This window comes from Paenibacillus luteus (assembly GCF_006542765.1).
In the GTDB taxonomy this organism is placed as follows: domain Bacteria; phylum Bacillota; class Bacilli; order Paenibacillales; family Paenibacillaceae; genus Pristimantibacillus; species Pristimantibacillus luteus.
This window is the reverse complement of the sequence record NZ_SKCD01000004.1, coordinates 1-25,083: the sequence shown is the minus strand read 5'-3', so window position 1 is coordinate 25,083 and position 25,083 is coordinate 1. Positions and strand designations below refer to the sequence as shown.

Below are 25,083 nucleotides of genomic sequence, written 5' to 3'. Positions count from 1 at the left end.
GTTGCACAGGCTGCGAGCCTATGGTATCGTTTCGTCATAGTGAATGATGCCTTTCCTAGCATTCAATTGAAGGAAATCGTGCATCAATAAGAAATGGAGCGAATAATCGGATGAAATCGCTTGTACTGGCAGAAAAGCCGAGCGTGGCGAAGGAAATTGCCCGTGTGCTCGGCTGCGGACAGAAGCATAAAGGCTATATGGAAGGACCGAAGTACGTGGTCACCTGGGCACTTGGCCATTTGGTTACCTTGGCTGAGCCGGAGGAATACGATCCGAAATACAAAACCTGGAATTTGGAAGATTTGCCGCTGCTCCCGCCGAAGATGAACCTGAAGGTCATGAAGGAAACGTCGCAGCAATTCCGCACGGTAGCTCAGCTTTGCAAACGGCAGGATATTAGCGAGCTTATTATCGCTACCGATGCAGGGCGTGAGGGCGAGCTTGTCGCTCGCTGGATTATGGAGCTTGTCCACTGGCGCAAGCCCTTCAAGCGGCTATGGATTTCGTCCCAGACCGACAAGGCCATCAAAGATGGCTTCAACACGCTGAAGCCGGGCAAGGACTACAATAATCTGTATGCTTCGGCGGTATGCCGTGCAGAGGCGGACTGGCTTATCGGCCTTAACGTAACTAGAGCTTTAACGACCAAATACAACGCTCAGCTGGCTGCTGGCCGCGTTCAGACGCCAACGCTCGCTATGCTTATGGAGCGGGAACAGGAAATCCAATCGTTCCAATCGCAACCTTATTGGACGGTATCCGCTGATTTTGGCTCGTTCACGGCGGTTTGGCGCGAACAGGAAGCTCATGATGGCCGGATTTGGAGCAAGGCAGATGCGGATGCGGTTGCCGAGCGTTTGAAGCGCGGAAACGCGAAGGTGGATAAGCTGCGCACGACGGAGAAGCAGGAGCCGCACCCGCAAGCTTATGATTTGACGGAGCTGCAGCGGGACGCCAACAAACGGCTAGGCTTCTCAGCTAAACAAACCTCTAATGTGCTTCAGAAGCTCTATGAGCAGCATAAGCTTGTGACTTACCCGCGTACCGATTCAAGGTATTTAACTAGTGATATGGTGCCGACCTTTAAGGGGCGCCTCGAAAGTATAGCGGTTGGACCTTACGCTCAGCTTGCGAGAAAGTTGGTCCGGATGCAGCTTCCGGTTACGAAACGGATTGTCGATGACAGTAAAGTAACCGATCATCACGCCATCATCCCGACAGAGCAATTTGTTAATTTATCCGCCTTAACAAACGATGAGCGAAGGCTTTACGATCTCATCGTCAGACGGTTTATCGCTTTGTTCTACGGCCCTTACCGTTTCGATGAGACGAGCGTCGTACTCGCGGCAGGGAAAGACCGTCTGTATGCCAAGGGGAAGATCGAGAAGGAGAAGGGCTGGAAGGAAATTTATCAATCCGGCTCGCATGCTTCAAGCATGGACGACGAGGATGAGGATGACGGCGAGGGCAGCGCTTCCGGGCAAGGGAAAGCGGACCGCCAGCCTACACAGCTGCTTCCTCCGCTGACAATTGGGCAAACACTGACTGTGAAGCAGGAGAAGGTACGCGAGCTTCGTACTTTGCCGCCAGCCATGTATACGGAGGCAACTCTGCTGACCCGAATGGAGAAGCATAGCCTTGGAACACCTGCCACGCGAGCGGATATTATTGAGAAGCTGCTGGGTACGGATACGATTACTCGTACGCAAAACAAGCTGATGCCAACCGGCAAGGGCAAACAGCTGATCGAGCTCGTCGTTAACGAGCTGAGAAGTCCGGATTTGACCGCTAAATGGGAGCAGGAGTTGGAACGCATTTCCAAAGGCAAGGGTGATCCAACTGCTTTTATGAAAAACGTGCGTCAACAGGCAGCCAAATGGGTGTCTGAGGTCATTGCGGAATCGAAGGAATATAAGCCGCATAATCTAACACATTCGAAATGCCCGGACTGCGAGAAGCCGCTGCTCGAAATTAACGGCAAACGCGGCAAATCGCTCGTCTGCTCGGACCGTGAATGCGGATACCGCCGTTCGGCTGAGCCGATGCTCTCCAACATGCGCTGCCCGCAGTGCCATAAGAAAATGGAGATTAAGGACGGCAAGGCCGGTAAGTTTGCGCAATGCAAGCCATGCAACGTGATTGAGATGCTTGGCGACAAGCAGGGCGGGAAGGTCAACCGCAAACAAAACCAAAAGCTGATCGAGCAGTACAGCGACAATACATCGCTATCGAACAGCATGGCCGATAAGCTCAAAGCAGCGATGGAGAAGCTGTCCGAGAAATAATAGTTTGAACACCGGCATGTCCGCTTTGGGGGGCTAGCCGGTGTTTTATTTTATTCTATCAGGGAGGCTTCTATTGCTGTTGCTGTTAGAGTGAGAGTGATAACCGAATCTAGCTTTTCAATCGGAGAAAATTTAGGGGGCAAATGGCAGGCGGTGGTTAAAAAGCTTGATAAATAAGGCTTCTAGCCTCCGTCATTCATCCAAGAGACAGCTATTACTCTGTCATATGCTATGGATGAAGCGATAGGAAAGGGGATAGATTGCATTGGGTGAACAGCAAGGAAGGCAGCTGGCTAGCAAATGGGCCAAAACTGCGATATTACTTTCACATCCCAGCATCGCGCCGCATATTCCTCCCACAAAACGATTTACGGCGAATCACCTCAGAAGCATGCTGGATACGCATCAAATGGTCGTCGTCAAGCCGGTGGTTGGTGCCGGCGGTCACGGTGTCATCAAGGTTACCCGTAGTGAAGGCGGTTATGCCTATACTTATTATGCGCAGACAAAACGGTTTGCTAGTTTTGGAGCATTAGTAGCTGCGCTTAATAAAAAACGCAAAGGCCGCGCTTATCTGATTCAAAAAGGCATCCATTTGGCAACGGTTGATGGCAAGCCGATTGATTACCGCGTCAAATACGTGAAAACGGAAAAAGGCTGGGTATACCGAGCGATCGTAGGCCGGATTGCCAAAAAAGGACTGTTTGTAACGAATTTATGCCGCGGCGGCACTCTTGTAACGGCCGCACAAGGCATTAGCCGCTCATTGTCCTCCGGAGCGGTAGCGGAGAAGAAAGGCAAGATGAGGGAACTTACTGTGCTTTCCACGGGCGTACTGGAAACGAAGTATCCCGGGATCGGCCAACTGGGCTTTGATTATGGCATAGATAAGAGCGGGAAGATTTGGATATTCGAGGTAAATACGAGGCCTCAATAACGGAAGATTCAAGGATGGAATAGTCAGCAGGCCAGATGAAATGCGGAAAAGATAGATATTCAGACCTGAATGCGAAAAAGCTGAACGCTCAGGTCTGAAAGTAGATAAGTTAGCTATACGGATCAGATTAGAATAAATGAATGTCTATTGATGAGGCGGAGCGAGCTTCAGGGGAGTACCCTTGAGGCCCTGCTTTGTCTTTTTTTGTGGATTTCGCATCTAAAAGGAGCGAGTTAAAATTACCCGATGGGCGGCTTGCTGCCTGCCAGGTCGCTGTTTTGCTGGAAAAACTCCCCGTTCCGCAGACCGTCGACGAATTGCTGAAGCCAATTGTAATACTCCACGCCATGGCGGAGCTTGTGGAGGTCCTTTAAACCAAGCTGGCGCTCTTCCTCCGGCGTTTCCGCCGCCAATATCATTTCCGACAACGGTGGTATCACCTCATTAATCGTACCTAACATCACATCGATCTCGCGCTGCAGCTTGGTGGCGAAAAAGTTCTGGAATGCCTGAAAGAAGTTAGTTTCCGCTACATATAAGTCTTTGCGCTCCTGTTTTTCATCCAGTTTCATGATCATTTTGGAATCCGTGAGGGAGCGAACGGCATAGCTCATATTGCTTTTGCTCATATTCATATGCTGCTTCATATCTTCGAGCGTCATCGGCTTGTCCTCGAAAAACATAATCCCGTAAAGCTGTCCGAAGGAATAGTTCGCCCCGTACAAATCCATCGTTTGGGCAATCGCATCGATAATTTTGCCTCTGATTTTCTCCTGCGTGGCCGGCGTACCTTCTAATTCGCTGTTCGAAGCTCTCTTCACATCTCTCACCTGCATAACATGGATTTTATGATTCCTATGACACTCGTATCGATTTACCACTCCGAATTGCATTTGAAATTTACAAGACATTTAATAAATGTTGACGTGGCGATAACGTAACTATCATACACTGAACGTACAATAATTCTTGTACGATAGAGGTGAAGGGGTACGATATACGACAATTATAGCAAATATTAAAAGAAAATTGAATCTAATAGAGGAGCTGATGACAAGCGATATGGCTAAGGAATGGAAGGCTCTGCTTTTTACGCTGCCGGCTATAATTCCGTTGATCGTGTTCTGGATTATTCCTCTCGGAACCATCTTCTATCTAAGCTTCACGGATTGGGACTTTATGAGTCCGGTCAAACAATTCGTAGGCTTCGACAACTATGTTTATTTGTTCGATAATCCAGCTTTCTATCAATCCCTTCGCGTAACGATTTTTTTCTGCCTCGGCAGCGTGCTGCCGGTCATGGCTGGCGGTCTGGCGCTTGCGCTGCTGCTGAATCGCTCCCTAAAGGGCGCGGCATGGTACCGGACGTTAATGTTCTCGCCATGGGTGACGCCGACAGTTGCCGTATCGATTGTATGGTCATGGATATTCGAGCCAAAGGTCGGGATGGCGAATACGGCGCTGCGCTGGTTTGGGCTGGAGGGAGTCGGATGGCTGCAGGATACCAATTGGGCGCTTGCAGGCGTACTGATTGTCACTGTCTGGAAGCTGATCGGCTGGACGATGGTATTTTATATTGTGGCTTTGCAAAATGTGCCGCGCGAGCTGCTGCAGGCCGGCGAGCTTGACGGCGCGGGAAGCTGGAGCAAGCTGAGGCACATCACGCTGCCGCTCATTTCACCGACCACGCTGTTTCTGTTTATCGTACAAACGATTTCCGCGCTTCAGGCGTACGACCAAATTAATGTTCTGACACAGGGCGGACCGGCAGGCTCCACGAGAACGCTGCTATATATGTACTATCAGTCAGCCTTTGAATCGTTTGATATCGGCGAAGCCTCGTCTGTCGCGGTCGTGCTGGTCATCGCCTGCATGCTGCTGTCGATCCTGTCCTTCGCAATCAGCCGCAAAACCGTTCATTACAGTTCATAGCTGCAATGCAGCATCGAAAGGAGAATGGCTGGCATGCAAGCAGCTCATCATGTTCGCCGGACACTTCATCACGTTTTCCTGCTGCTTTTTAGCGGAGCGATGGCCTTCCCTTTTTATTGGATGGTCACAAGCGCACTCAAGACCAATGATGAAATCTGGCAGTTTCCGCCCACCTTTTGGCCAAGCTCGCCGCAGTGGGGCAACTATTTGGAGGCGTGGCTGGAAGCGCCGTTTTGGAGGTATTTAACGAACAGTATCGTCGTAGCTGGCGTTATCGTCCTGCTTCAGGCTTTGAATTCGGCGATGATGGCTTATGCCTTGACACATATGCGCTTTCGCCTGAAGAAAGCTTTTACCGCAATCATCATGCTTGGCTATATGATTCCGAGCACGGCGGTTTACTTGCCTAGCTATATGATTCTAGCCAAGCTGCATCTGCTGGACTCGTATGCGGGATTGATTTTGTCCAATTGTGTCAGCGTTTTTTCAATTTTTCTAATCAGACAAGCTTTCCTGCAGGTGTCGCATGAGCTGGTAGAAGCAGGGCAGATCGATGGGGCATCGCATATGCGGATTTTGTGGTCAATTTTGGTCCCGGTCACGCGATCCTCTTTCGTTGTGCTCGCTCTTATCACGTTCATTGATCATTATAACAACTACTTCTGGCCGATGTTGATTACGAAAAATCCTGATCTGCAGCTCGTATCGGCGGGGCTCAGAAGCTTCTTTGTGGAAGGAGGGGCTTACGGGCTGAAATGGCCGCTCATTATGGCAGCAAGCTCATTTACGATCGCGCCGCTGCTGGTTTTGTTTCTTTTTGCTCAGAAGACAATTATGAAGAGCTTTAATATGTCGGCCGGCGCGAGCAAAGGGTAAACCCGGTTAAGTCTTGTTTTGCAGCAGTACACAAATAGAGTGGAGGAATGAAAAACGATGGTTAAGATGAAGCAGGGATTAGCTCTATCGATGGTGTTAAGCTTTACGGTGCTTGCGGCGTGTGGACAAACTTCCGGCAGTACGAATGTTGGCACGAATGCGGGGACAAACGGAGGGGCTGCCCCTACAGAGGCCCCTACGCCAAAAGAACCGGTAACGATCGAGTTCTGGTACGGTCTGGGCGGCAAGCTCGGCGATACGATGAAGGAGAAGATCGAGCTGTTCAACAGCTTGCAGCAAGACGTGATTGTCAAAGGAATCGCGCAGGCGGACTATACCGAAACAGAACAAAAGCTTCAGGCTGCCATTGCGGCGAAGCAGGCTCCCGCTGCTGTTCTATCCTCCAATATGAATTGGGCGGGCAAAGGCTTATTCGCTGATATGAGCGATTTGATCGCAGCGGATGATTCATTCCATAGCGAAGACTTTGTCCAAACCTTTCTGGAGCAGGGACAGCTGGATGGGAAGCAATATTTCCTTCCGATGTACGGGACAACCCAGATCATGTACTACCGCAAGGACGCGCTGGAGAAGAACGGGCTAACGCCGGAAAATTTTAAGACATGGGAAGCACTTGCAGCATCAGCAGCCAAAATGACCACTAAAGAAGGCGGCAAAACAACTTTTTTCGGTTGGGAACCGATGTGGGGCAAGGACAATATGATGGATGCGGTATTCAGTAAAGGCGGCAGCGTGCTAAGCGAAGACGGCAAAACCGTTACGATTGATTCTCCGGAATGGATCGAGACTTGGGAAGCGTTCCGCAAATGGATTCATGAGGACAAGATCATGTCCATTCACTCAGGCGGACAAGGCTGGGAATATTGGTACAAAACAATTGATGACGTCATGAAGGGCCAAGCGGCAGGCTACACGGGCTCAAGCGGCGACCAAGGAGATCTCGATTTTAATATCGTAGCGGCAATGGAACAACCGGGCTGGGAAGGCGTTGGCGCAGGGAAACCGGTAGCATCGGCCATAATGGCGGGTATTCCAGCAGGCGTGAGCGACGAGCAGAAGGCCGCTGCCTACCAGTGGTTGACATTCTTCTCGCAACCAGAGAATACCGCTTCATGGTCGATCAGCACGGGGTATATCGCCGTTCGTTCATCCGCCCTTGAGGATGAGAGTTACAAAGCGTTCAGCGAGCAAAATCCGCAAATTAAAATTCCGCTAATGCAGGCTGCTCATGCGTCCGCGCCGTTCCAAGACCCAACTGGCGGCAAAATCAATGATGCGCTTACGATTGCGGCAGACAAGGTTCAAATTGCGAACGTACCGGCGGAGCAGGCGCTTAAGGAAGCTCAGGCGACCGCACAGAAGGAGCTAGACCGATTGAAATAGAAAGCAGGAGTGATGAACACTATGCCTGACTTAATCATACACAACCGAACCTACAAGGTGACAGGCATCTTGTTTGATAAAGACGGTACGCTGCTTGACTTTATTGCGATGTGGGGCTGCTGGAGCGAATCGGTATTTCATTCGTTTGGGGAGCAGTTGCGGTCCCGGGGGCTCGCCTTCGATCCGGAGGTCATTCCGAGCCTGTGGGGCTCCAGGCATGACGAGGCAGGCTATATCGTTGATTACGACCGTAACGGTCCGCTTGCGATGGGATCCATGCAGGACCTTTACGCCGTGCTTGCTTGGCAAGGTTACCTGGCAGGTCTCTCCTGGGCGGAAGCGATGGAGCTTGTGCAGTATGCGAGGAAACATGCGGACCTAGAGCTGGCGCGCTTGCGGCCAGCTCGTCCGCTGCCGGGAACGCTGCGTTTCTTGCAAAGCTGCAAGGAGAACGGCATGAAGCTAGGCGTGGTTACCGCAGACGATACGGAAGCCGCAATCATGCATTTGGAATGGCTTGGGATCAAGCAATATTTTGACGTCATTATTGGCACAGACCAGGTCGAGCAAGGAAAACCGTTCCCGGACATGATGGTGCTGGCTTGCAGGCTGCTGGGGTTGGCATGCTCGGACACCGCGATTATCGGCGATACGAACGGAGATATGCGGATGGGGCAGGCGGCCGGGGCTGCCGTTACGATTGGCATCGCAGATGCGGCACGTGAGGGGACTGCCACGGCGTGGTTCCCCAATGCCGATGAAGTCATTGAAGGATATGGGCAGCTGTCCATCAGGAGGCATGCTCATGAAAGGTGATGCGGGCTGGGGCTGGACCTTTCTGCTGCTGGCCATTGTGCTGGAGCTTTCGGGAACCGTGTCCATGAAATATTCGGCGGGCTTCTCCCGGTTATGGCCATCAGTGCTCATGTTTATCTTCTATGGCGCAAGCTTCACGATGCTGAATTTTGCGCTTGCGTATATGAATGTAAGCGTGGCTTACGCCATATGGTCGGGTATAGGCATTATTTTGATCACATTGGTTAGCTTTACGGTCTTTCATGAGAAGCTGCCACTCACCTCGCTGCTGTGGATCGTTGTGATCGTTGCAGGCGTGGTTGGCTTGAATATGAGCGTGAAAAGTCACTAAGCAAATGAAAGGGAGGGGAGTATTAGGATGCAAAGCCAGCCATTTAAGGAAAAAGCAGCTCCGGGAGATGAACAGGGTCGGAGTTTGCCTATTCTTAGCTTTCAGGTCATTACGGATACCCATGTCACTGCGGAAAGTGACCATATCCATAATGAGCATTTTGGCCAAGCGCTGCGGGATATCGCTGCCCATGCTGCAAGCAGCGTAGGCATCATGCATGTCGGCGACGTTACGGATCGCGGGCTTCGGGCAGAGTATGAGGAGCTCACCCGCATTTGGCAGGAGCATAAAGCAAGCTTGCCTCCGATGTGGTTTACGTACGGCAACCATGATATTTTTCTGGGTGAGTGGAGTAATCAGTTGAAGCTTTATGAACGGTTTACGGGGATGAACGGCCCTTATTACGATGTATGGCTGGACGGCTTTCAATTTATTTTTCTGGGCTCGGAGAGAGGCTTGAAAGATTTCGCTTATTTGACGGAGGAACAATTAGCCTGGCTTGATGAGAAGCTAAGTGAAGAAGTACCGCGCTTGAAGCCGGTATTTGTATTTCTTCATCAGCCTTTGAAAAATACGGTCGCAGGCTCGCTAGAGGCGCAGGGCTGGTATGGCGTTACGCAGGATGAGGAATTGAAAGCGATTCTTGCAAAGCATCCTCAGGTGATTATGTTCAACGGACATACACACTGGGAACTGGAAGCGGGGCTTGCCTGCTATAGGGAGCAGGAAGGGATGGGAACGATATTTAACGCTGCTTCCGTCGCTTATCTGTGGACAAATGAGGATGAATACAAAGAAGGCAGCCAAGGCTATTATGTAGACGTTTATAACGATAAGGTCGTAGTACGGGGCAGAAATTTTGCAAACTCGACTTGGCTTTCGGCGGCTGTATTTGAAATGAAGCTGTGAGAGGAACAAAAAAAAGCCGACTCGGGCTTTTTTTTGCGTATAGGAAAGTATAGGAGTTTGCTAATACTTTCTTTATACGTTTCGCAGAAACGATGGCGTCTACAGAAAGGACGCCGTCAGGCGTTTCTTCTTACGTAAAGGGACAGGTTTGAAGGTTTTATGTAAGAGAGTCAATATATTCCATTAATAGATTTATAGATTTCGATTAAAGTTTTTTATAGAGATGAAGTGGAAAATGACCTGTGGATAACTCTATCCACATTATCCACGCTGAATTTGCTTATTGTTCTACGTGTATGCACACACTATACACACCGTATCCACAACATCTTGTGTATAACTAGGCCTGTTGTCCTTCTAATAGTGCCATGCTACTATGATAAAGAAATAACCAATGGATGGAAGAAAGGGTGTGTAGTATGGAGCTACTGTCCGACGAAATGCTAGTAGACACTTATTATGCAGCTATTCAGTTTGAATTGGAGCCCGAATTCATTCGCATGTTAGCGATTGAAATGAAGCGAAGGCGGCTAAATCCGGAAGCGGTCAAAATTACCGCTTGAACTGCACACAGTGCTCCCGCTACCATGACCTGATTACCACTCGTTAACCGTAACCTCAGATGTTTGATTGCAGGTAGAGCAATATAGAAGATGCTTGCAGGATGAAGCGTCAAACAAATGCATATCGCTAAAGAGCGGCTCGTCCTTGATCTGCTCATAGGGAGCATATGGACCTGTCAGATCAGATGAACGGCCGCAATCCACAGTTGCGCTAGCGCAAGAGGAGCAGCTTACATGCAAAGACTGAATTCCGTTGCAAACCGGACAAAACATAAGGGTATCCTCCTTGGCACACCTGGCATATGTATGCAGTAGGTGTTTGAGATTAACAAGCCAAGGTTAGGATACCCTTATGTTTATTTTTTTAAGATGACAGAAGCGGTCTTTGGCTTTAAAGCTTCATATTGCTGCTGTGACCAGGCGAGAGCTTAGCGCTTGGGTCAATATATACCTTCGCATTGTTAACGGCTGTAGGTGCCTCACCGAAGCCAACAGCGATCAGCTTCAGCTTGCCGGGATACGTCGTAATATCCCCAGCGGCGAAGAGTCCCGGAATATTCGTCTCCATTCTTGTGTCTACGATGATCGAGCTCCCTTGAAGACGAATTCCCCACTCCGCAATCGGACCTAAAGCAGAGATAAAGCCGAAGTTTACAATGACGGCGTCAACTTCAAGTTCGGTTGTTTCCATTGTTTTGACATTGGACAACGTAACCTGGGTAATGCTCTTATCTCCATGAAGCTTCGTAATTTCGAATGGTGTAAGCACGTTTACACTAGAATTCATAAGGTTTTCTACGCTATGTTCATGCGCCCGGAATTTGTCGCGCCGATGAATCAGAGTCACGCTTTCTGCGATCGGTTCTAGCATTAATGACCAATCAACCGCCGAGTCGCCACCACCGCTTATGAGCACTCGCTGCCCCTTAAACCGCTGTAAATCACCTACAAAATAATGCAGATTGTTTTTTTCGAATGCAGCTGCTTCAGGAAGCTCCAAACGCCGTGGCTCGAATGCACCCACTCCCGCTGTAATAATGACCGCTTTGGCATAATGTGTGGTTTTGTCCGTTATAATTTCAAAGAGGCGATCATCATGCTTGATGACATTGGTTACTTTCTCTTCGAGACAGATTTCCTGCTGAAAATGAGAAAGCTGCTCCTTCAGTCGGTCAACCAGCTCTTGCGCCGTCACTTTGGGAAAGCCCGCAACATCGTATATAAATTTTTCCGGATATAGCGCAGCAAGCTGGCCGCCTAGCTGAGGCATGCTTTCGATAATCTTGACTGAGGCTTGGCGCATACCGCCGTAGAAAGCCGCGAACAATCCTGTCGGCCCGCCTCCGATGATTAGAATATCGACGGGGCTTGCAGCAAATTCAGAGTTAGACATTGTAGCCACCTCCACATTTTAAGCTTTACGATTTCAATTATAGTCCTTCGAGGAAGAAGAAGGAAATAATTAATTTGTATAGAGTTCTAAACAATTTCGTATATTTTGCCCTTGAACTTTCAAAGAAAACTATGTAAAATTTCTGATGTATGTTATGCACGGGACTGCTTGCAAACGGTGGCGAAAGCTGTCGCTTATTAGCGGTTGATTCATTGATAAAACCGCACTATTTAGAACACACTGAACTTATAATTATAGATATTCGGTTTAGCTTGTGTAATTTTTCACAAACCGTAAAGACAAAGATAAGAGGAATGGATGGGATCATACTATGAGCAACATACCTAAAATCGTCATTCTTGGCGCAGGTTACGGGGGGATTTTGACAGCACTCCGACTGCAGAAAGAATTAAATTACAATGAAGCTGACGTTACGTTGGTAAATAAACATGATTATCATTATATTACGACTCATCTTCATATGCCTGCAGCAGGCACGGACAATCCGGAAAATGCTCGTGTCAGCATCTCCAAGCTGATCGATGAATTTAAAATTGACTTTGTGAAATCGACTGTCGTGCAAATTCGTCCGCAGGATAAAAAAGTAATCCTTGAGGATGGCACGCTTTCCTACGATTATTTGGTGATTGGTCTTGGCGGAGAGCCGGAAACGTTCGGCATACCTGGCCTTGGCGAGCATGCAATGAACATTCGCAGCATTAACTCGGTTCGTCTGATCCGCGAACATATCGAGTATCAATTTGCACGTTACAAGCGTGAACCTCACCGTACTGATTATTTGACGTTCGTTGTTGGCGGAGCTGGCTTTACGGGTATCGAGTTTGTTGGGGAACTCTCGGACCGCATCCCTGAGCTGTGCAAGCAGTTTGATGTCGATCCAGCGCTTGTGAAAATCTACAATATTGAAGCAGCACCTACAGCGCTTCCTGGCTTTGACCCTGAACTTGTGGAATACGGCATGGACGTATTGACGAAGAAGGGTGTTACGTTCCGGATTGGAACGGCTATTAAGGAATGCTCGCCAGAGGGCGTCGTTGTCGGCGAAGGAGAGGAAATCAAATCCGCTACCGTCATTTGGACCGGCGGTATTCGCGGCAACCGTTTGATTGAGGAAGCCGGCTTCGAGACGATGCGTGGACGCGTCAAGGTGGATGAATTCCTTCGTTCACCAAATAACGAAAATATTTATATTGTTGGCGATAACTCTCTGATGTTTAATCCAGAAGGACGTCCGTACCCGCCAACCGCTCAAATTGCCATGCAGCAAGGCGTTGTGTGTGCCCATAACCTGGTTGCTTCGATTCGCAACCAGCCACCGAAAAGCTTCACGTTCAGCAACAAGGGTACCGTGGCATCGCTTGGCAAAGGCGAAGCGATTGGTATTGCTTTCGGCAAAAAATACAAAGGCCGCGTTGCCGCTTGGTTGAAAAAAGCCATCGACCTTCGTTACCTGTTCATTATCGGTGGTATTCCACTAGTACTTCGTAAAGGCAAGTTCCTATAATGAGACACTGCAGCGTACAAGTACGCGGTTTGCTGACAAGGGATGAGCTGGATCGCTATAACGCTTTGATGGAGGTCGGTTCTTTTCTTGAGTCGCAGACGCGCTATGACCTGGCTTATACGGTGCAGAAGGAAGTAGACCTGCTTATACAGCCGGCCATCGAACGGTTAAAGGACAAAGGCCGTGAACGTGATCGCGCGACGCAGGAGTATCTGGAATCCAAACGTCTCGGCTTGGATGATGATGATGATGAGGAAGACGACAATAACTAACAATAAAGGCTCTCGCAACTGGAAGCAGCTTAGATGCTGTTAAAGGGCGAGCGCCTTTTTTTCTTATTTCCAGTGGAAACAAATGCAGCTGCCGAGCCATAACATCCAAAAAAAGTGAATGAGATGAAAAGGTTTGTGCATGGACATAAAAATACGGATACGATATCCTTTATTTAAGAATGATTATCATTATTGATAGAGAATAGGGAGGACTTTTTTTATGTTTTTGAGTGCTAGAAAGAAATTAAATGTGATGGCAAGTGTAGGTATGATCGTCCTTTGTTTACTGCTGATTGCCGGTTGTGGAGGCAATAATGGAGAAGATGCTGCTGGGACCTCTGAAACAGCAGTGCCGCCAACAGCGGCAGCAGACACAAAAGAAACAACCCGAACGATAAAAGACGCATACGGCGATGTAGAGGTACCGGCAGCGCCTGCACGTATCGTTGTATTGGATATTGGGGCACTGGATAACTTGCTTGAGCTAGGAGTTAAACCTGTAGGTGCTCCTTCCATTCTGGCACCGGGAGATCCGTATCCTGCCTATTTGAAAAACACGGAAGGCATTGAAAATATCGGATCGGTGAACGAGCCGAATTTGGAAGCTATTGATGCTCTGAAGCCCGATTTGATTATTGGGAACAAGGACACACATGAACAAATTCACGATCAGCTGGCTCTGATTGCTCCAACGATTTTTGTAGAATCGCTAGGGATTACATGGAAAGAGAACTTATTAGTCCATGCAGAGGCAGTCGGAAAGGCGGAGGAAGGGAAGCAGCTTCTTGAAGGCTACCAAACAAGAATCGCTGAACTTAAAGGGAAGATTGAAAGTAAGCCTGCACCGCTTGAAGTTTCTCTATTCCGTCCGCGTGAGGATAAAATTCAAATTTATTTGCAGGAAACCTTTAGCGGACTCATAATGTCGGATGCCGGCATCAAGAGGCCGGAAGCGCAAACCGCGGAGGGATTCTCGAAAGATTTAACTGAAGAACAGATCGCAGATCTGGATGGAGATGTGATGTTCTGGTTTTCCAGAAGTAATAGCGACTTTGAAAAGATAGAAAAAAGTCCGTTATGGGCGACATTAAAAGGCGTACAGGCTAAACAAGTGCATCAGGTAGACTGGGAAACGTGGATGAGCGGTTTGGGCATCCAAGCCGTCAATAAAGTCGTGGATGATTTATTCAACTATCTTGTTGAACAATAAACAGGTGCAAAGATTGGGTTGTCCTTACAGGCAGCCCAATCTTTCTGTGTGAGTGCATAGTCAGGTTTTGGAGGTGCTTGGTCTGAGAATGAAAATTGCAGGTCTCTTCGCTTTATTTATCGTTGTTATCATCGGTTTTTGGGCCAGCATCGCATATGGCATTGTGACGATTAAATTGCCGGTCATCCTGGATGCTTTTTTATCTTTTGACGGTTCAAGAGAGCATATGATCATACGTTCCGTTAGGCTTCCAAGAGCACTGATAACCGTTATGGTTGGCATATCCCTTGCTCTTGCCGGATGCTTGATGCAAGCGCTGAGCCGAAACGCGCTCGCGGGACCAGAAATATTTGGCGTTAATTACGGAGCTGCCTTAGCGGCGGTTATCGCTTCTTATGTCATTGGTTATACCTCCTTGGATTTATTCGCATGGTCTTCTTTTATCGGGGCTGGTTTTGTTGGAGCAGCCGTTTTCTTGCTTGGTTCATTCGGGAGAGAGCGGTTAACAGCGGTAAAGCTGGTGCTTGTCGGAGCGACCTTGAATTTACTGCTGGCCTCTCTCACGCAAGGGTTGCTCATTCTTAATCAGCAATCACTGGATACGATGCGATTCTGGCTGGCAGGCTCGCTTACCGGCCGTGATTTGCAGCTTTTTCTGAAAGTGCTTCCCTATATGCTGATAGGGATATTGTGCACCTTTGCCATGGGCAAGCAAATTAATTTGCTTAGCCTAGGGGATGAGGTTGCACAAGGCTTGGGACAACGGCTATTTCTAACGAAGTTGTTGTTGATTGTGATCATTATGCTGTTAACGGGCAGCGCAGTTGCGATCGCTGGGCCGATTGGGTTTATCGGCCTTGCCGTTCCTCATATCGCCAGGTTTATGGTTGGAGTAAATTATAGGTGGATACTGTCGTATTCGGCGGGGCTCGGAGCATTGCTTCTGCTTGCCGCTGACATTGGAGCCCGCTTTGTGCTGCCTGCAGAAGAATTGCCTGCAGGTGTTGTGACTGCCTTTCTAGGCGCTCCGTTCCTTATCTATTTGGCCCAAAGAAAAGGGGAGTTTAGATGAGTCGTTCTAATCACCGCTGGCTGCTTGTCATCGGGCTCCTTCTGTTGTCCAATGTCATTTTGTTCCTATCCAACATTACGCTTGGAGAGAGAACGATACCGGCTATGGAAGCTATTCAAACTGCTTTTGGACTAGGGAGTTCGGAGTATAGCTTTACGATTCAGAAGCTGCGAATGCCCAGAGTGCTTGTTGGGTTTCTGGTTGGCTGCAGTCTTGCTCTATCAGGCACGATTCTACAAGGCGTGACACGCAACCCGCTTGCTTCCCCAGGCGTTATTGGTCTTAATGCCGGAGCGGCCGCAGCTGTTGTTGCTGTTATTGTACTTCTCCCTTCGATACCTTCAAGCAAGCTGCCCTTTGTTGCATTCGGAGGTGCGCTGCTTGCGGCCGTCTTTATTTATATTTTTTCCTGGAGAAGAGGCAGTTCTCCTACTCGAATGCTACTTGTCGGCATAGGCATATCAGCGATGGCAGGCGCCGTCGTTACGTATTTGCTGACACTTGGCGGTATCTTTAAAGTGACTCAGGCTTCCATCTGGATGGCTGGGAGTCTATATAGCAGAAGCTGGGAGCATTTTTGGCCGCTGCTGCCGTGGCTGCTCATACTGTTTCCCATTAGCCTGTATTATGCAAGGCAATTGGATTTAATTCAGTTGGGGGACGAAATGGCCAAAGCACTTGGACTCCGGCTCGAGTTATCGAGGCTGCTGCTCATTTTGGTCAGCGTCGGATTGGCGGGATCGGCTGTTTCCATGGCGGGTACGATAGCTTTTGTCGGCTTAATGGCACCTCATATGGCTAGGCATCTCGTTGGGAATAGGAACAGAAAATTATTGCCTACAGCTGCCTTGATGGGCGGGGCGATCGTCATGCTGGCGGATCTGCTGGGTAGAATGTTATTTAAGCCTTACGAAATTCCAGTAGGAATTATAACGGCTCTCGTAGGCGCACCTTATATGATTTATGTGTTGTATCGCAAGAAGCATATTTAGACATTCAAGGATGGACGTTGTTTATACCCGATCCGATCGATGTGAAGCTTGAAAAAAGGCTGTTCTTTCTGTAAAATTTTTGGCACCATACAAAAATAGGAATTTACTCCAATTCCGTTGTTAGGTTTCTTTTTGAAAGGAAAGGTTGGTGCCCATACAGATGGCCGTACACCATAGAAAAACAGATACAGTTTATATGTTTTCTTCTGTTCACAAGCGAAAGCTTCCCATTTTGCGAAGCACAAGAACCTATAAGGTTCCTGCTTATATATTGTGCTTTGTAACGAAAGGCGAAGGGGTTCTGCTTCTTAATCAATCGATATGCCGTATCGAGCCCTTCGAGCTTTATTTGCTTGTTCCTGGAATGACGATCGAAACTTCTAGCCAAGCGGTGGGAATTGAATATTATGCTGTCGTGTTTGAGCCATTGGACATTCATAAAGCAGAGGAACGATTCTCCGTCGCTCCCATTTCCGCGTTGTCAGAGAGCTTGATGCCTGGACGATTGTTCATTCGTAATACAAGAGAAGTGTTTCACCGAATTCTGCAGATGTATGAAGAGAGCAGGGGGAAGACAGAAAGCAGGCGCTACTCCCTTCGTTTGCAGCTTGAAGAGCTGATTCAATCCCTGATCAAGGACATGTCGATGCAGAAGGAAGACGGAGACCCTAGAATAAATCGCAGTATTGCCTATATGAAAAAAAATCTCCGTGGCAAAATTAGTTTAGAGAACTTGGCACAGGCAGCCGAGCTTCCTCCGGTATTGTTTTCACGCTTATTTCGATTGGTTACAGGTGCGCTGCCTGTTGACTATATGACTAGATTGCGAGTTGACACCGCAAAACGGCTGCTGGGAGAAAAGGATAGCAGGGTGAAGGAGGTAGCAGCTGCAACCGGCTTTCGAAGCGAGTTTTATTTTAGCCGAACCTTTCATCGAATTGTGGGCGTTTCGCCGAGCATATACATGAAGCGTGGTGAGCTGAGAGTTGCAATTGCTTCTTCGCTTGGTTTTCAAGACAATCTAGCGGCCATCGGGGTAGAACCTGTTGCCGTTATCGACTTGTACAGGTATCCGGGTATGGATGATCAGGAATATCAAGAATTGTATGATTCCCAAATGGAAATATTAAAGCAGGCCCAGCCAAGCTTAATTATTGGAGACAATTATCACATTGAATACCGTGAGTTGTTTAAGCCGTTTGCGGCTCATGTGTTCGTGGAATTTCCAGAATGGAATTGGCGCGTGATTTATATGACGATGGCCGAACTGGTTGACAGGGAAAGAGAAGCAGAACAAGTGTTAAACCGTTTGGATTTACGCATTGCGGATGTCAGGAGCGCGTTAAGGGCGGCTTGGGGCGAGGAGAAGGTAACGGTTATTCAAGTGAACCATCGGAGTGTAGGCATACAAGGCACAACCAATCATCCGCTTAATACACTATTGCATGCAGAGCTTGGACTAAAGCCTGGTTCACCAGTGCCAACGGATGACTGGCGACTCGAATTGCCGCCGGAATCTTTGCCGAACCTAGAAACAAATCGTATATTCGTACACAAGCATCACCTCCGAGCGGGGAGTGAGCGCGTGTATTCCCGAATGATTGCATCGACTTCTTGGAACGACATAGCGGCTGTTAAAAATAATGCTGTATTCACGATCCCGAATTGGTTTTTAATGAGCTGGACGCCACTTGGCCGCCACGCTATACTGGATGCGCTTTTGGAAAACAGCCAATCGCAGAGGCCGCAAAGTTAAAAAAAATGCCTGTGCAGACAGCTGACGCCATGATTTTTACTTCCTAAATATAGAAAAAAGCACCACGTAATCAGCAAGGATGCTTGAATGGATATATTCGGTTCCGACTATAGGATTCAACGGGTAGTCAATCGGCATGGCGGGGCTCAAAAGGTCGTCTACAAAATCGAGTGTACGAATGGCTTTGTCTGCATGCTTTATATATGGGATATGGCTAGCAATTACTTTCAAGAGGAAATTGAAGCGGAGCCTGAGGATGAGCGCTCTTTCGGAAGCGGACGATTTGAAGCGAACCATGCTTTTTTGTGCCAACATGGCATCCGGACGCCTGCGCTTTATTATTTAAATAAGGAACGGCACCGTTATGCGTTTGATTATGCGGTAGTGGAGTATGTGGACGGACAGGATGCTGCTCATTATTTGAATTCGGATGCAGAAACCTATCAAATTGTATTCGAACGTATCGGATCGATGCTGGGACATATGCATGGCTTGGAGAGCCCCACTTATGGACGAATACAAGACAAGGGTAGAAGCAATGATTGCTGCTACCTGAAGGAGCTTGCGGATGCAAAGCTCTCACTCTCCTATGCGGCAGCCTATATCAGCGAAATCGAAACGAAGCAAGAAAAGCTCCTAAATCAATTAAATGAGCTTGCAGCCCGAATTGGTTCGCGACAGCGCTATAGCTTTATTCACGGAGAGCTGGGTCCTGATCATGTGATGGTGAATGAGAAGCTGGAGCCCTACGTGATCGATATCGAAGGTTGCTTGTTTTACGATTTGGAGTATGAGCACAGCTTTCTGGAATTCCGCTTTGGTGATGCCTATGCTTATTTAAGAAGCAGCAGACTCGACCACAACCGGATGTTGTTTTATAAAATGTTTCATCATCTTTCTTGTACGGAAGGTGGCTTAAAGCTGCTTCATCGTGGATTTCCTAATCAGCAGCTTGCTAGGGAAATTGTAGAACATAATTACCGAAGCGCGCTTACATTTATCGATAGGTCCTTGTAAGGCTTGTCATACAAAAAAGACCGTACACGCCTTCTCTTTCAGAGGCAGGTACGGTCTTAGCTTATCCTAGATTATAGCGCAAGCAGAGCAGTGAATTTCTCGCCATTCAAAATATTGCCGACGTAGAAATCACCGAAATCAGCGTAACGAGCGCTTACTTCGTCAAAGCGCATTTCGTAAATCAGTTTTTTGAATTGCAGCGCGTCATCGGCAAACAGCGTAACGCCCCATTCCCAGTTGTCGAAGCCGACGGAGCCGGTAATGATTTGTTTCACTTTTCCGGCGTATGAGCGTCCGATCATGCCGTGGCTGCGCATAAGCGTCTTGCGCTCGTCCATTGCCAGCATATACCAATTGTCCTGGCCGTCCCGTCGTTTGTTCATCGGATAGAAGCAAATATGGTTTGCTTTCGGCAGGGTAGGCTTCAGCCTTGCGATAATATCCGGATTTTGCATCGGGTCCGAACCTGGCTGTGCCATGTAGTTGCTAAGCTCTACGATGCTAACATAGGAATGCACAGGGTATGTAAAGCTAGCAAATGTCGTTTTGTTAAACGCTGTCTCAATCGCGTTCAGCTCTTCTAAAGTCTCCCGCAGATGCATGAAGACAAAATCAGCCTTCTGTCCTACGATGGAATAGACAGCCGTGCTGCCTTCTTTATTTTCTTCTACGGCTGTCCATTGCTGCAAGAAGGATTGCAGCTCGTCCAGCGCGCGGCTGCGTTCGCTTTCATCGGCAAGGCGCCATGCGGTCCAGTCGATACTGCGGAAATCATGCAGTGCGTACCAGCCTTCTAATGTTTGTGCTGCTTCACTCATTGAATTAATGCTCCTCTCAAGCTCCATAATGATGCTTTCATCATTGTATCGTAATGGAGGCAAGCTGAGCAAATGGCGGTCTTGTGACAATTGGCTGCAGTTGATTGACTTCCACTTGGTCATTAATTAAACTAATAAACGAGAGTCTGAAAGGGGAAGTCTAGATGCTTCAATTGGTCATCGCAACAGTGCTGTTTTTAGTTATGATGTTCGGTATCGGTTTTATACTGAATATGCTCTTAAAAACAACTTGGTTTCCGATATATTTATTTATTCTTGTCTTGATTCCGCTAGGCATATGGGCTCCTTGGGACAAGAAAGCGACAGCAACGATCGAAAACTTCGCCCATTATACAATTATCGACTACATACCGGTTATTGGAGCGCTAGTCGGCGCTTACGTAAGCGGCTGGGCGATTCAGGCGCTGCGCAAAGGCGGCTATAAAATGTTTTAATCGAAAAATCCCTCATCCGGGGGATTTTTCTATTTTATTCTCCGTCATGAACCGTTGTTTTTATGCTAAAATGATAGAATGATTGTAAAGGATGGAGCTGATGCTATGCGCATCAATAATATATTGCAATACACGGAACATCATCGATATTACATATTTCGTGATTTTTCGCTAAGCAGCTTGGATTATAAAATGCTGTCGCTAATCTATCAGCCGATGATTGGCGCTTTTGCTGTCGCATTTTATCAGCAGCTTTATCATGGAATAGCGGAAGGAACATCGGGATATTCTTCAATAGAACCACAGCGAAAGCTGTTCCTTGGACTGGGGCTTGAGATGAACGAGCGCGGCCGCAAGCATCTGATTGAGCAGGCTTCGAAGCTCGAGGCGGTAGGTCTTTTGCAGACATCACGATTAGGCTTGCCCGATAATGCGGACGTTATTTATGAATATGAGCTTGCTCAGCCGTTATCGCCTGCGGAATTTTTCCGCAATATGCATCTAACGATGCTGCTGCGCGACAAGGTGGGCAAATATGCCGTTATATCGCTGCGCGAATCGTTTGGCGCGAATGAACCGGATGAACTCGCAGGCGCGCAATTAACGAAAGAAAATATATCGGTGCCTTTCTACGAGCTGTTTAAGCTTAATATGCAATCGGTGGACACGGAGCTGGAGCAAGCCTTGACGGAGGTGGCGCCATCGCGTCAATCGTCAGCGAGGCCAGCGCAGGCAACCGCAGGTATTCCATATGGCGAAATTATTTTGCGTTTCCCACGAAATTCGGCTAACCGGCGGTTCGTTGAGCGGCTGCGGAGTGACGAGGAACAGCTCGCCCAGGTGAACTACGTCGCGTATAAATACAATTTGGTGGTCGTGGATATTTGCCGACTGCTGGATGAAGACGGTATTTTTAGTGAGGGCGGAACGCTCAACATCGATGAGCTTCAGCTTCGGGCTAATCAGTTTTACAGGCAGGACAAGAAGCGAGAAGGCGAGCGCGAGCGCGCGCTGTCGCGCACACAGATTATGGCGAGCGAGGAGCCTGCTGATTCGGACGAGCTGACAGAGGAATTTGAAGTACAGGAGCAGCATTATCTGGAAGTGCCAAACCAGTTGCTTGGACGCTGCGACGTGCAGCAATATAATATGCTGATGAGAAATGAGCCGCATACGCGCTTCTTACAGCGCTTTTTTCCAGGGGCCATACCGGATTGGATCGAGAGAGTGTTCGAGCGGATTGATCTTAATTATAAATTAGCAGGGCCAGTCATCAATGTACTCATTCATTATGTTATAGGGGCAAACGAAGCTCAGCGCGTGACGAAAACCTTTTTGGATGCAGTCGCGTCTAACATGCTCGTGAAACAAATCGACAATTTCGAGAAAGCCGTATTCTATGTGCGGGAGCAGGCACAGGTGGAGCAGGACAAAGAACGCCGCAAGGAAGCAGCGCTCAGCTATGCGGGTGGCGGATTTAACGGTTCGAAGGGCGGGGCTCGTGCAGGCAGCAGGGGAACGTCGCGGAAGCCTTCGATTCCTATTGTGCAGGAGGATCAGTCTTCCTCAGAGGTATCGGCCGACGAGCTCGAAGAGCTGCGCAAGTTAGCGCGTAAATTAGAAGGCAAAGGATCCTAGATAAAGGCGGTGTGAGCAGATGATGGAATCCATGGGCGATTTGCTGAAGGCTTGGCCGTCCGGCAAAGCCATTACAGAGCAAGCGGAGCTTAAGCTGACCGAACTGCTTGCAGAGCCGCTTGTCGAGAAGCTGAGATTAAAATATCCGGATTTGGATGACCAGACGATTCGTCTGAATTTGAACCGCGTATACCAATATGTTACAGAGTATCGGAATTGTACGAATTGTCCAGGTCTCGACCTTTGCCCGAATGATTTTGAAGGGCATTATACGTTGTTAAGCTCGGAATCGTTAAACGGTCTTACACAGCTAAATGACCGTAAGGTAGCTTGCAAGAAATTTATTGCCCGGCAAACCGAGGACCAGATTCGCAGCCGGGTGCGGAGCTTCTATATTGACGAGAAAGCCCTGCAGCGCGGCTACTCCTTGGCTGAGATTTTAGAAAGTGACAGTGCGCGGACAAAAGCGGTTGGACAGATTCTTCGTTATATCGATCGTACGAAGGAGAACGGCTTGCAAGAGGAAGGGCTTTACCTCGCGGGGCGTTTTGGCACCGGCAAGACGTATCTGATGTGCTACATGCTGCATGAACTGGCCAAAGCCGGTTATTCGGGCGTAATCGTTTATATGCCTGATTTTGTAGAGGATTTGAAGGCACTGATGCATGAACCGGGCAAGCTGAAGGAAACGGTCGAAATGATGAAGGAAACGGATTTGCTTATATTTGACGATATGGGTGCTGAGAATTTGAATCCGTGGGTTCGAGATCATGTGCTTGGAGCGATCTTGAATTACCGGATGCAGCGCAAGCCGACGTTCTACACTTCGAATTACGAGCTGGAAGCGCTGGAGCAGCACTTTAGCTTCACGAGCAAGGACGGCGATGAATTGCATAAAGGGCAGCGTATTATGGACCGCATTCGTCCCTATGTTGAGGTCGTTATGGTAAAAGGCGAGAATAAGCGCGGGCGGAAATAAGTAATGACGATAGCTTTGGCTATTTGATTCCGAAGGAATTGGATACCAAGGCTATTTTTTTGATTTTTATATCTGGAATATTTATGCAACTAAATCATTTTTTTATTCGTTTAAGGAGAAAAGGTTCTAAGAATGGAGGAAAGGGATGAAAAGTGAGCTATGGATGGTAGTGATATACTCGTCAGTCATGTTTTTCTGTGCCTGTTCAAACATGGATGAACTGAAAGTAAAACAGATAGATGCTCAATCAGAAACTAGTGTATCTAATGACCTTGCTGTACCTACTGATGCATCTTCCGTACTTTTGAAATATCAAAATAAAGACGGTTGGACTATTCAATACCCTAAATCATGGGATAAAATAACGGATAATACTTTGCAAGAGAGCGCTACTGAAAAATATATCTCTTTTCGGACATATCCTATTCCTGACGAAGGTGTAGAAACATGGTTGGACAATAAGATTGAAAAGTCACTTTCATTTGAAGAGGCTGATAATAAACTTATAGAGGATATAACAACAGAAACAAAGGGTGATTTTGTGATATACAGATATGTGTTGCAATCATCCTATGTAGAGCCTACCAATACTTCCAATTTGAAGAATATATTTTATGTAGGCAATGGGCATATTTATGAATTCCATGGTCAAACCCCTCCTTTAGCAAAAGAGGAATTTGAAACGATTGTTGATTCATTTGCAATGAAGATTGAAGTGAATGAATAGTATTATGGAGGGCAAGCAGATGAATCTCAGAATTCTCCCCAAAGATAAACAGGATATTAAAAGTGTTGAAGTGCTGGCCCGTATGGATAGAGCAGTGGTTGTTCCTTTCATTCCGGATCTTTTGATTTGGTTGCAGGATATAAATTGGCCTATTGCTTCTGCTATGGTCGAACTATTGCTCAAGTATAAGGTTGAGACGATCCCCCATATCAAAAGCATTTTTTCTCAAAATGATTACGTTTGGAGTTATAACATCCTTGCTTATTTGCTCAAGGAGTGGGAGCCGGACCTTGTCTCAAAATTGACTTCAAATTTACTGGAGCTTGCTCGAAATAGAGATGAACATGAGGATATTGATTTGTTAGCCATTGATATTTTATGGAGTTGCCGTTTAATTGAGGCCAATGATGTAACAGCATTATTGCAAGAAAAAATGGATGATACAAAAGGGGAGCTTGATCGTTTTACCGTGGAACAAATAGCTGTATACAAAGAGCTGGAAATAGAACGGCTGTCTATTTTAAATTCGGATGTTAAGCAAATCGTAACGTATATTGATCTAAATAGAGAGACATTGAATCAAAAAGTTCAGTACGAAAATTGGCTGCGCCGTCATCAAGAAATTGAGGTCATGGCGAGGAACTATATTGATATCATCTGATGAGCTAATCCTTTGTACTGTTAGTTATTGTGCATAGAAGAGATGGTCGTTTGCTTCAAATACATTTAAAGGCTGCCGAGATCGGCAGCCTTTACTCATTTAACGAGGGGATTTTGGAAGCAACTGGGCAAATAAATGGGGAGTTTGTGAACTATTGCAAGCAGCCGAATATAGAAATTCAAATGAGGCGATTGCGATTAAGTGGAGAGCGTATGTAAGCAATATGTCTCTAATGGACGCGTGGAGCATGAATTTAGGGCCTGATGAGCACATTGGCGAGCTTAAAAGGCGAAAACGAAGTTTGTTTGCAACTATGGAGTGCCTGTAAGCGCATATAGGTTCTTCCAGCGTGCGCGAAGCATGAGTTTCGGTGCGATAAGCACATATATGGTCCTCTGTCAAGAAAGTAGACACTCAATAAGAGTATTTAGTTAATCTTGTTGTAGTACATTTCCTCAAATCGATCCGGCGATTCGTAACCCAAAGAACCATGGATTCTCTTTCGATTGTAAAAG

26 protein-coding genes are annotated in these 25,083 nt (G+C 47.6%); 22 read left to right on the top strand and 4 right to left on the bottom strand.

Going from position 1 to position 25,083, the window contains the following annotated elements:
* The first annotated feature begins 110 nt into the window (after positions 1-110).
* Together E0496_RS02750 and E0496_RS02745 are read left to right on the top strand one after the other, a co-directional pair.
* Positions 111-2,285, top strand: a complete 2,175-nt coding sequence (locus tag E0496_RS02750; RefSeq protein ID WP_141500105.1) for a DNA topoisomerase III — start codon at positions 111-113, stop codon at positions 2,283-2,285.
* A gap of 265 nt (positions 2,286-2,550) precedes the next feature.
* Positions 2,551-3,222, top strand: a complete 672-nt coding sequence (locus E0496_RS02745) for a YheC/YheD family protein (RefSeq protein WP_141500104.1) — start codon at positions 2,551-2,553, stop codon at positions 3,220-3,222.
* Between the two features lie 239 nt (positions 3,223-3,461).
* On the opposite strand, the gene E0496_RS02740 is transcribed toward E0496_RS02745, so the two are convergent.
* Complete coding sequence (locus E0496_RS02740; protein WP_141500103.1) at positions 3,462-4,058, bottom strand: GbsR/MarR family transcriptional regulator; 597 nt, start codon at positions 4,056-4,058, stop codon at positions 3,462-3,464.
* A 214-nt stretch (positions 4,059-4,272) separates the two neighbouring features.
* Between E0496_RS02740 and E0496_RS02735 the strand changes: the two genes are divergently transcribed.
* From E0496_RS02735 to E0496_RS02705, 7 genes are all read left to right on the top strand, one after another.
* Complete coding sequence (locus tag E0496_RS02735; RefSeq protein WP_141500102.1) at positions 4,273-5,154, top strand: carbohydrate ABC transporter permease; 882 nt, start codon at positions 4,273-4,275, stop codon at positions 5,152-5,154.
* Between the two features lie 33 nt (positions 5,155-5,187).
* Positions 5,188-6,030 carry a carbohydrate ABC transporter permease gene (locus E0496_RS02730; RefSeq protein WP_141500101.1) on the top strand — a complete coding sequence of 281 codons (843 nt, stop codon included), beginning with the start codon at positions 5,188-5,190 and terminating at the stop codon, positions 6,028-6,030.
* A 57-nt stretch (positions 6,031-6,087) separates the two neighbouring features.
* Positions 6,088-7,434 (top strand): extracellular solute-binding protein, encoded by a 1,347-nt coding sequence (locus E0496_RS02725; protein ID WP_141500100.1) that lies wholly within the window; start codon positions 6,088-6,090, stop codon positions 7,432-7,434.
* 21 nt (positions 7,435-7,455) lie between these two features.
* Positions 7,456-8,250 (top strand): HAD family hydrolase, encoded by a 795-nt coding sequence (locus E0496_RS02720; protein ID WP_141500099.1) that lies wholly within the window; start codon positions 7,456-7,458, stop codon positions 8,248-8,250.
* Positions 8,240-8,581 (top strand): DMT family transporter, encoded by a 342-nt coding sequence (locus E0496_RS02715; protein ID WP_141500098.1) that lies wholly within the window; start codon positions 8,240-8,242, stop codon positions 8,579-8,581. Before E0496_RS02720 ends, E0496_RS02715 begins: the two co-directional genes overlap by 11 nt.
* Positions 8,582-8,608: 27 nt before the next feature.
* Positions 8,609-9,490, top strand: a complete 882-nt coding sequence (locus tag E0496_RS02710) for a metallophosphoesterase family protein (protein WP_141500097.1) — start codon at positions 8,609-8,611, stop codon at positions 9,488-9,490.
* Positions 9,491-9,909: 419 nt separating this feature from the next.
* Positions 9,910-10,053: a sporulation histidine kinase inhibitor Sda gene (locus tag E0496_RS02705; protein WP_139990516.1), complete on the top strand. Its 144-nt coding sequence runs from the start codon at positions 9,910-9,912 to the stop codon at positions 10,051-10,053.
* Between the two features lie 33 nt (positions 10,054-10,086).
* Here the strand turns inward: E0496_RS02705 and E0496_RS02700 are convergent, their stop codons facing one another.
* The gene (locus E0496_RS02700) at positions 10,087-10,326 is read right to left on the bottom strand and encodes a hypothetical protein (RefSeq protein ID WP_141500096.1); all 240 of its coding nucleotides are present in this window, start codon (positions 10,324-10,326) and stop codon (positions 10,087-10,089) included.
* Positions 10,327-10,444: 118 nt separating this feature from the next.
* Positions 10,445-11,446 (bottom strand): NAD(P)/FAD-dependent oxidoreductase, encoded by a 1,002-nt coding sequence (locus E0496_RS02695; RefSeq protein WP_141500095.1) that lies wholly within the window; start codon positions 11,444-11,446, stop codon positions 10,445-10,447.
* A gap of 331 nt (positions 11,447-11,777) precedes the next feature.
* On the opposite strand from E0496_RS02695, the gene E0496_RS02690 reads away from it, so the two are divergent.
* From E0496_RS02690 to E0496_RS02660, 7 genes are all read left to right on the top strand, one after another.
* Positions 11,778-12,971, top strand: coding sequence for an NAD(P)/FAD-dependent oxidoreductase (locus E0496_RS02690; protein ID WP_139990514.1), 1,194 nt, complete (start codon positions 11,778-11,780; stop codon positions 12,969-12,971).
* Positions 12,971-13,243, top strand: a complete 273-nt coding sequence (locus E0496_RS02685) for a hypothetical protein (RefSeq protein ID WP_141500094.1) — start codon at positions 12,971-12,973, stop codon at positions 13,241-13,243. Before E0496_RS02690 ends, E0496_RS02685 begins: the two co-directional genes overlap by 1 nt.
* A gap of 220 nt (positions 13,244-13,463) precedes the next feature.
* Positions 13,464-14,453, top strand: a complete 990-nt coding sequence (locus tag E0496_RS02680) for an ABC transporter substrate-binding protein (protein WP_141500093.1) — start codon at positions 13,464-13,466, stop codon at positions 14,451-14,453.
* Positions 14,454-14,541: 88 nt separating this feature from the next.
* A complete protein-coding gene (locus E0496_RS02675; protein ID WP_141500092.1) occupies positions 14,542-15,525 on the top strand; it encodes a FecCD family ABC transporter permease in 984 nt (327 codons plus the stop codon).
* Entirely contained in the window at positions 15,522-16,517 is a 996-nt protein-coding gene (locus E0496_RS02670; RefSeq protein WP_141500091.1) for a FecCD family ABC transporter permease, read from the top strand. Before E0496_RS02675 ends, E0496_RS02670 begins: the two co-directional genes overlap by 4 nt.
* A 196-nt stretch (positions 16,518-16,713) precedes the next feature.
* A complete protein-coding gene (locus E0496_RS02665) occupies positions 16,714-18,273 on the top strand; it encodes a helix-turn-helix domain-containing protein (RefSeq protein WP_206669698.1) in 1,560 nt (519 codons plus the stop codon).
* An 87-nt stretch (positions 18,274-18,360) separates the two neighbouring features.
* On the top strand, positions 18,361-19,290 hold the full coding sequence (locus tag E0496_RS02660) for a phosphotransferase (RefSeq protein WP_141500089.1): 930 nt from the start codon (positions 18,361-18,363) through the stop codon (positions 19,288-19,290).
* 71 nt (positions 19,291-19,361) lie between these two features.
* Here the strand turns inward: E0496_RS02660 and hemQ are convergent, their stop codons facing one another.
* Positions 19,362-20,108 carry a hydrogen peroxide-dependent heme synthase gene (gene hemQ / locus E0496_RS02655; protein ID WP_141500088.1) on the bottom strand — a complete coding sequence of 249 codons (747 nt, stop codon included), beginning with the start codon at positions 20,106-20,108 and terminating at the stop codon, positions 19,362-19,364.
* A gap of 164 nt (positions 20,109-20,272) precedes the next feature.
* On the opposite strand from hemQ, the gene E0496_RS02650 reads away from it, so the two are divergent.
* The 6 genes from E0496_RS02650 (at position 20,273) to E0496_RS35485 (ending at position 24,786) form a co-directional block, all read left to right on the top strand.
* A complete protein-coding gene (locus E0496_RS02650) occupies positions 20,273-20,563 on the top strand; it encodes a YuiB family protein (RefSeq protein ID WP_141500087.1) in 291 nt (96 codons plus the stop codon).
* 105 nt (positions 20,564-20,668) lie between these two features.
* On the top strand, positions 20,669-22,201 hold the full coding sequence (locus E0496_RS02645; protein WP_141500086.1) for a replication initiation and membrane attachment family protein: 1,533 nt from the start codon (positions 20,669-20,671) through the stop codon (positions 22,199-22,201).
* A 22-nt stretch (positions 22,202-22,223) separates the two neighbouring features.
* Positions 22,224-23,180, top strand: coding sequence for a primosomal protein DnaI (dnaI, locus tag E0496_RS02640; RefSeq protein WP_141500272.1), 957 nt, complete (start codon positions 22,224-22,226; stop codon positions 23,178-23,180).
* A gap of 211 nt (positions 23,181-23,391) precedes the next feature.
* Positions 23,392-23,907 (top strand): hypothetical protein, encoded by a 516-nt coding sequence (locus tag E0496_RS02635; protein ID WP_206669697.1) that lies wholly within the window; start codon positions 23,392-23,394, stop codon positions 23,905-23,907.
* Positions 23,900-24,568: a DUF5071 domain-containing protein gene (locus tag E0496_RS02630; RefSeq protein ID WP_141500084.1), complete on the top strand. Its 669-nt coding sequence runs from the start codon at positions 23,900-23,902 to the stop codon at positions 24,566-24,568. Before E0496_RS02635 ends, E0496_RS02630 begins: the two co-directional genes overlap by 8 nt.
* Positions 24,569-24,618: 50 nt before the next feature.
* Positions 24,619-24,786, top strand: coding sequence for a hypothetical protein (locus E0496_RS35485; protein ID WP_161601288.1), 168 nt, complete (start codon positions 24,619-24,621; stop codon positions 24,784-24,786).
* Positions 24,787-25,083 lie beyond the last annotated feature (297 nt).

Excerpts from the sequence above, each read along its gene's own strand:
- E0496_RS02645 (WP_141500086.1), top strand. The coding sequence starts at position 20,669 with ATGCGCATCAATAATATATTGCAATACACGGAACATCATCGATATTAC.
- E0496_RS02630 (WP_141500084.1), top strand. The coding sequence starts at position 23,900 with ATGAATAGTATTATGGAGGGCAAGCAGATGAATCTCAGAATTCTCCCC.
- E0496_RS02675 (WP_141500092.1), top strand. The coding sequence starts at position 14,542 with ATGAAAATTGCAGGTCTCTTCGCTTTATTTATCGTTGTTATCATCGGT.
- E0496_RS02690 (WP_139990514.1), top strand. The coding sequence starts at position 11,778 with ATGAGCAACATACCTAAAATCGTCATTCTTGGCGCAGGTTACGGGGGG.
- E0496_RS02680 (WP_141500093.1), top strand. The coding sequence starts at position 13,464 with ATGTTTTTGAGTGCTAGAAAGAAATTAAATGTGATGGCAAGTGTAGGT.
- E0496_RS02695 (WP_141500095.1), bottom strand. The coding sequence starts at position 11,446 with ATGTCTAACTCTGAATTTGCTGCAAGCCCCGTCGATATTCTAATCATC.
- E0496_RS02705 (WP_139990516.1), top strand. The coding sequence starts at position 9,910 with ATGGAGCTACTGTCCGACGAAATGCTAGTAGACACTTATTATGCAGCT.
- hemQ (WP_141500088.1), bottom strand. The coding sequence starts at position 20,108 with ATGAGTGAAGCAGCACAAACATTAGAAGGCTGGTACGCACTGCATGAT.
- dnaI (WP_141500272.1), top strand. The coding sequence starts at position 22,224 with ATGGAATCCATGGGCGATTTGCTGAAGGCTTGGCCGTCCGGCAAAGCC.
- E0496_RS02750 (WP_141500105.1), top strand. The coding sequence starts at position 111 with ATGAAATCGCTTGTACTGGCAGAAAAGCCGAGCGTGGCGAAGGAAATT.
- E0496_RS02730 (WP_141500101.1), top strand. The coding sequence starts at position 5,188 with ATGCAAGCAGCTCATCATGTTCGCCGGACACTTCATCACGTTTTCCTG.
- E0496_RS02700 (WP_141500096.1), bottom strand. The coding sequence starts at position 10,326 with ATGTTTTGTCCGGTTTGCAACGGAATTCAGTCTTTGCATGTAAGCTGC.
- E0496_RS02725 (WP_141500100.1), top strand. The coding sequence starts at position 6,088 with ATGGTTAAGATGAAGCAGGGATTAGCTCTATCGATGGTGTTAAGCTTT.
- E0496_RS02665 (WP_206669698.1), top strand. The coding sequence starts at position 16,714 with ATGTTTTCTTCTGTTCACAAGCGAAAGCTTCCCATTTTGCGAAGCACA.
- E0496_RS02685 (WP_141500094.1), top strand. The coding sequence starts at position 12,971 with ATGAGACACTGCAGCGTACAAGTACGCGGTTTGCTGACAAGGGATGAG.
- E0496_RS02650 (WP_141500087.1), top strand. The coding sequence starts at position 20,273 with ATGCTTCAATTGGTCATCGCAACAGTGCTGTTTTTAGTTATGATGTTC.
- E0496_RS02710 (WP_141500097.1), top strand. The coding sequence starts at position 8,609 with ATGCAAAGCCAGCCATTTAAGGAAAAAGCAGCTCCGGGAGATGAACAG.
- E0496_RS02715 (WP_141500098.1), top strand. The coding sequence starts at position 8,240 with ATGAAAGGTGATGCGGGCTGGGGCTGGACCTTTCTGCTGCTGGCCATT.
- E0496_RS02670 (WP_141500091.1), top strand. The coding sequence starts at position 15,522 with ATGAGTCGTTCTAATCACCGCTGGCTGCTTGTCATCGGGCTCCTTCTG.
- E0496_RS02660 (WP_141500089.1), top strand. The coding sequence starts at position 18,361 with ATGGATATATTCGGTTCCGACTATAGGATTCAACGGGTAGTCAATCGG.
- E0496_RS02735 (WP_141500102.1), top strand. The coding sequence starts at position 4,273 with ATGACAAGCGATATGGCTAAGGAATGGAAGGCTCTGCTTTTTACGCTG.
- E0496_RS02635 (WP_206669697.1), top strand. The coding sequence starts at position 23,392 with ATGGATGAACTGAAAGTAAAACAGATAGATGCTCAATCAGAAACTAGT.
- E0496_RS02740 (WP_141500103.1), bottom strand. The coding sequence starts at position 4,058 with ATGCAGGTGAGAGATGTGAAGAGAGCTTCGAACAGCGAATTAGAAGGT.
- E0496_RS02720 (WP_141500099.1), top strand. The coding sequence starts at position 7,456 with ATGCCTGACTTAATCATACACAACCGAACCTACAAGGTGACAGGCATC.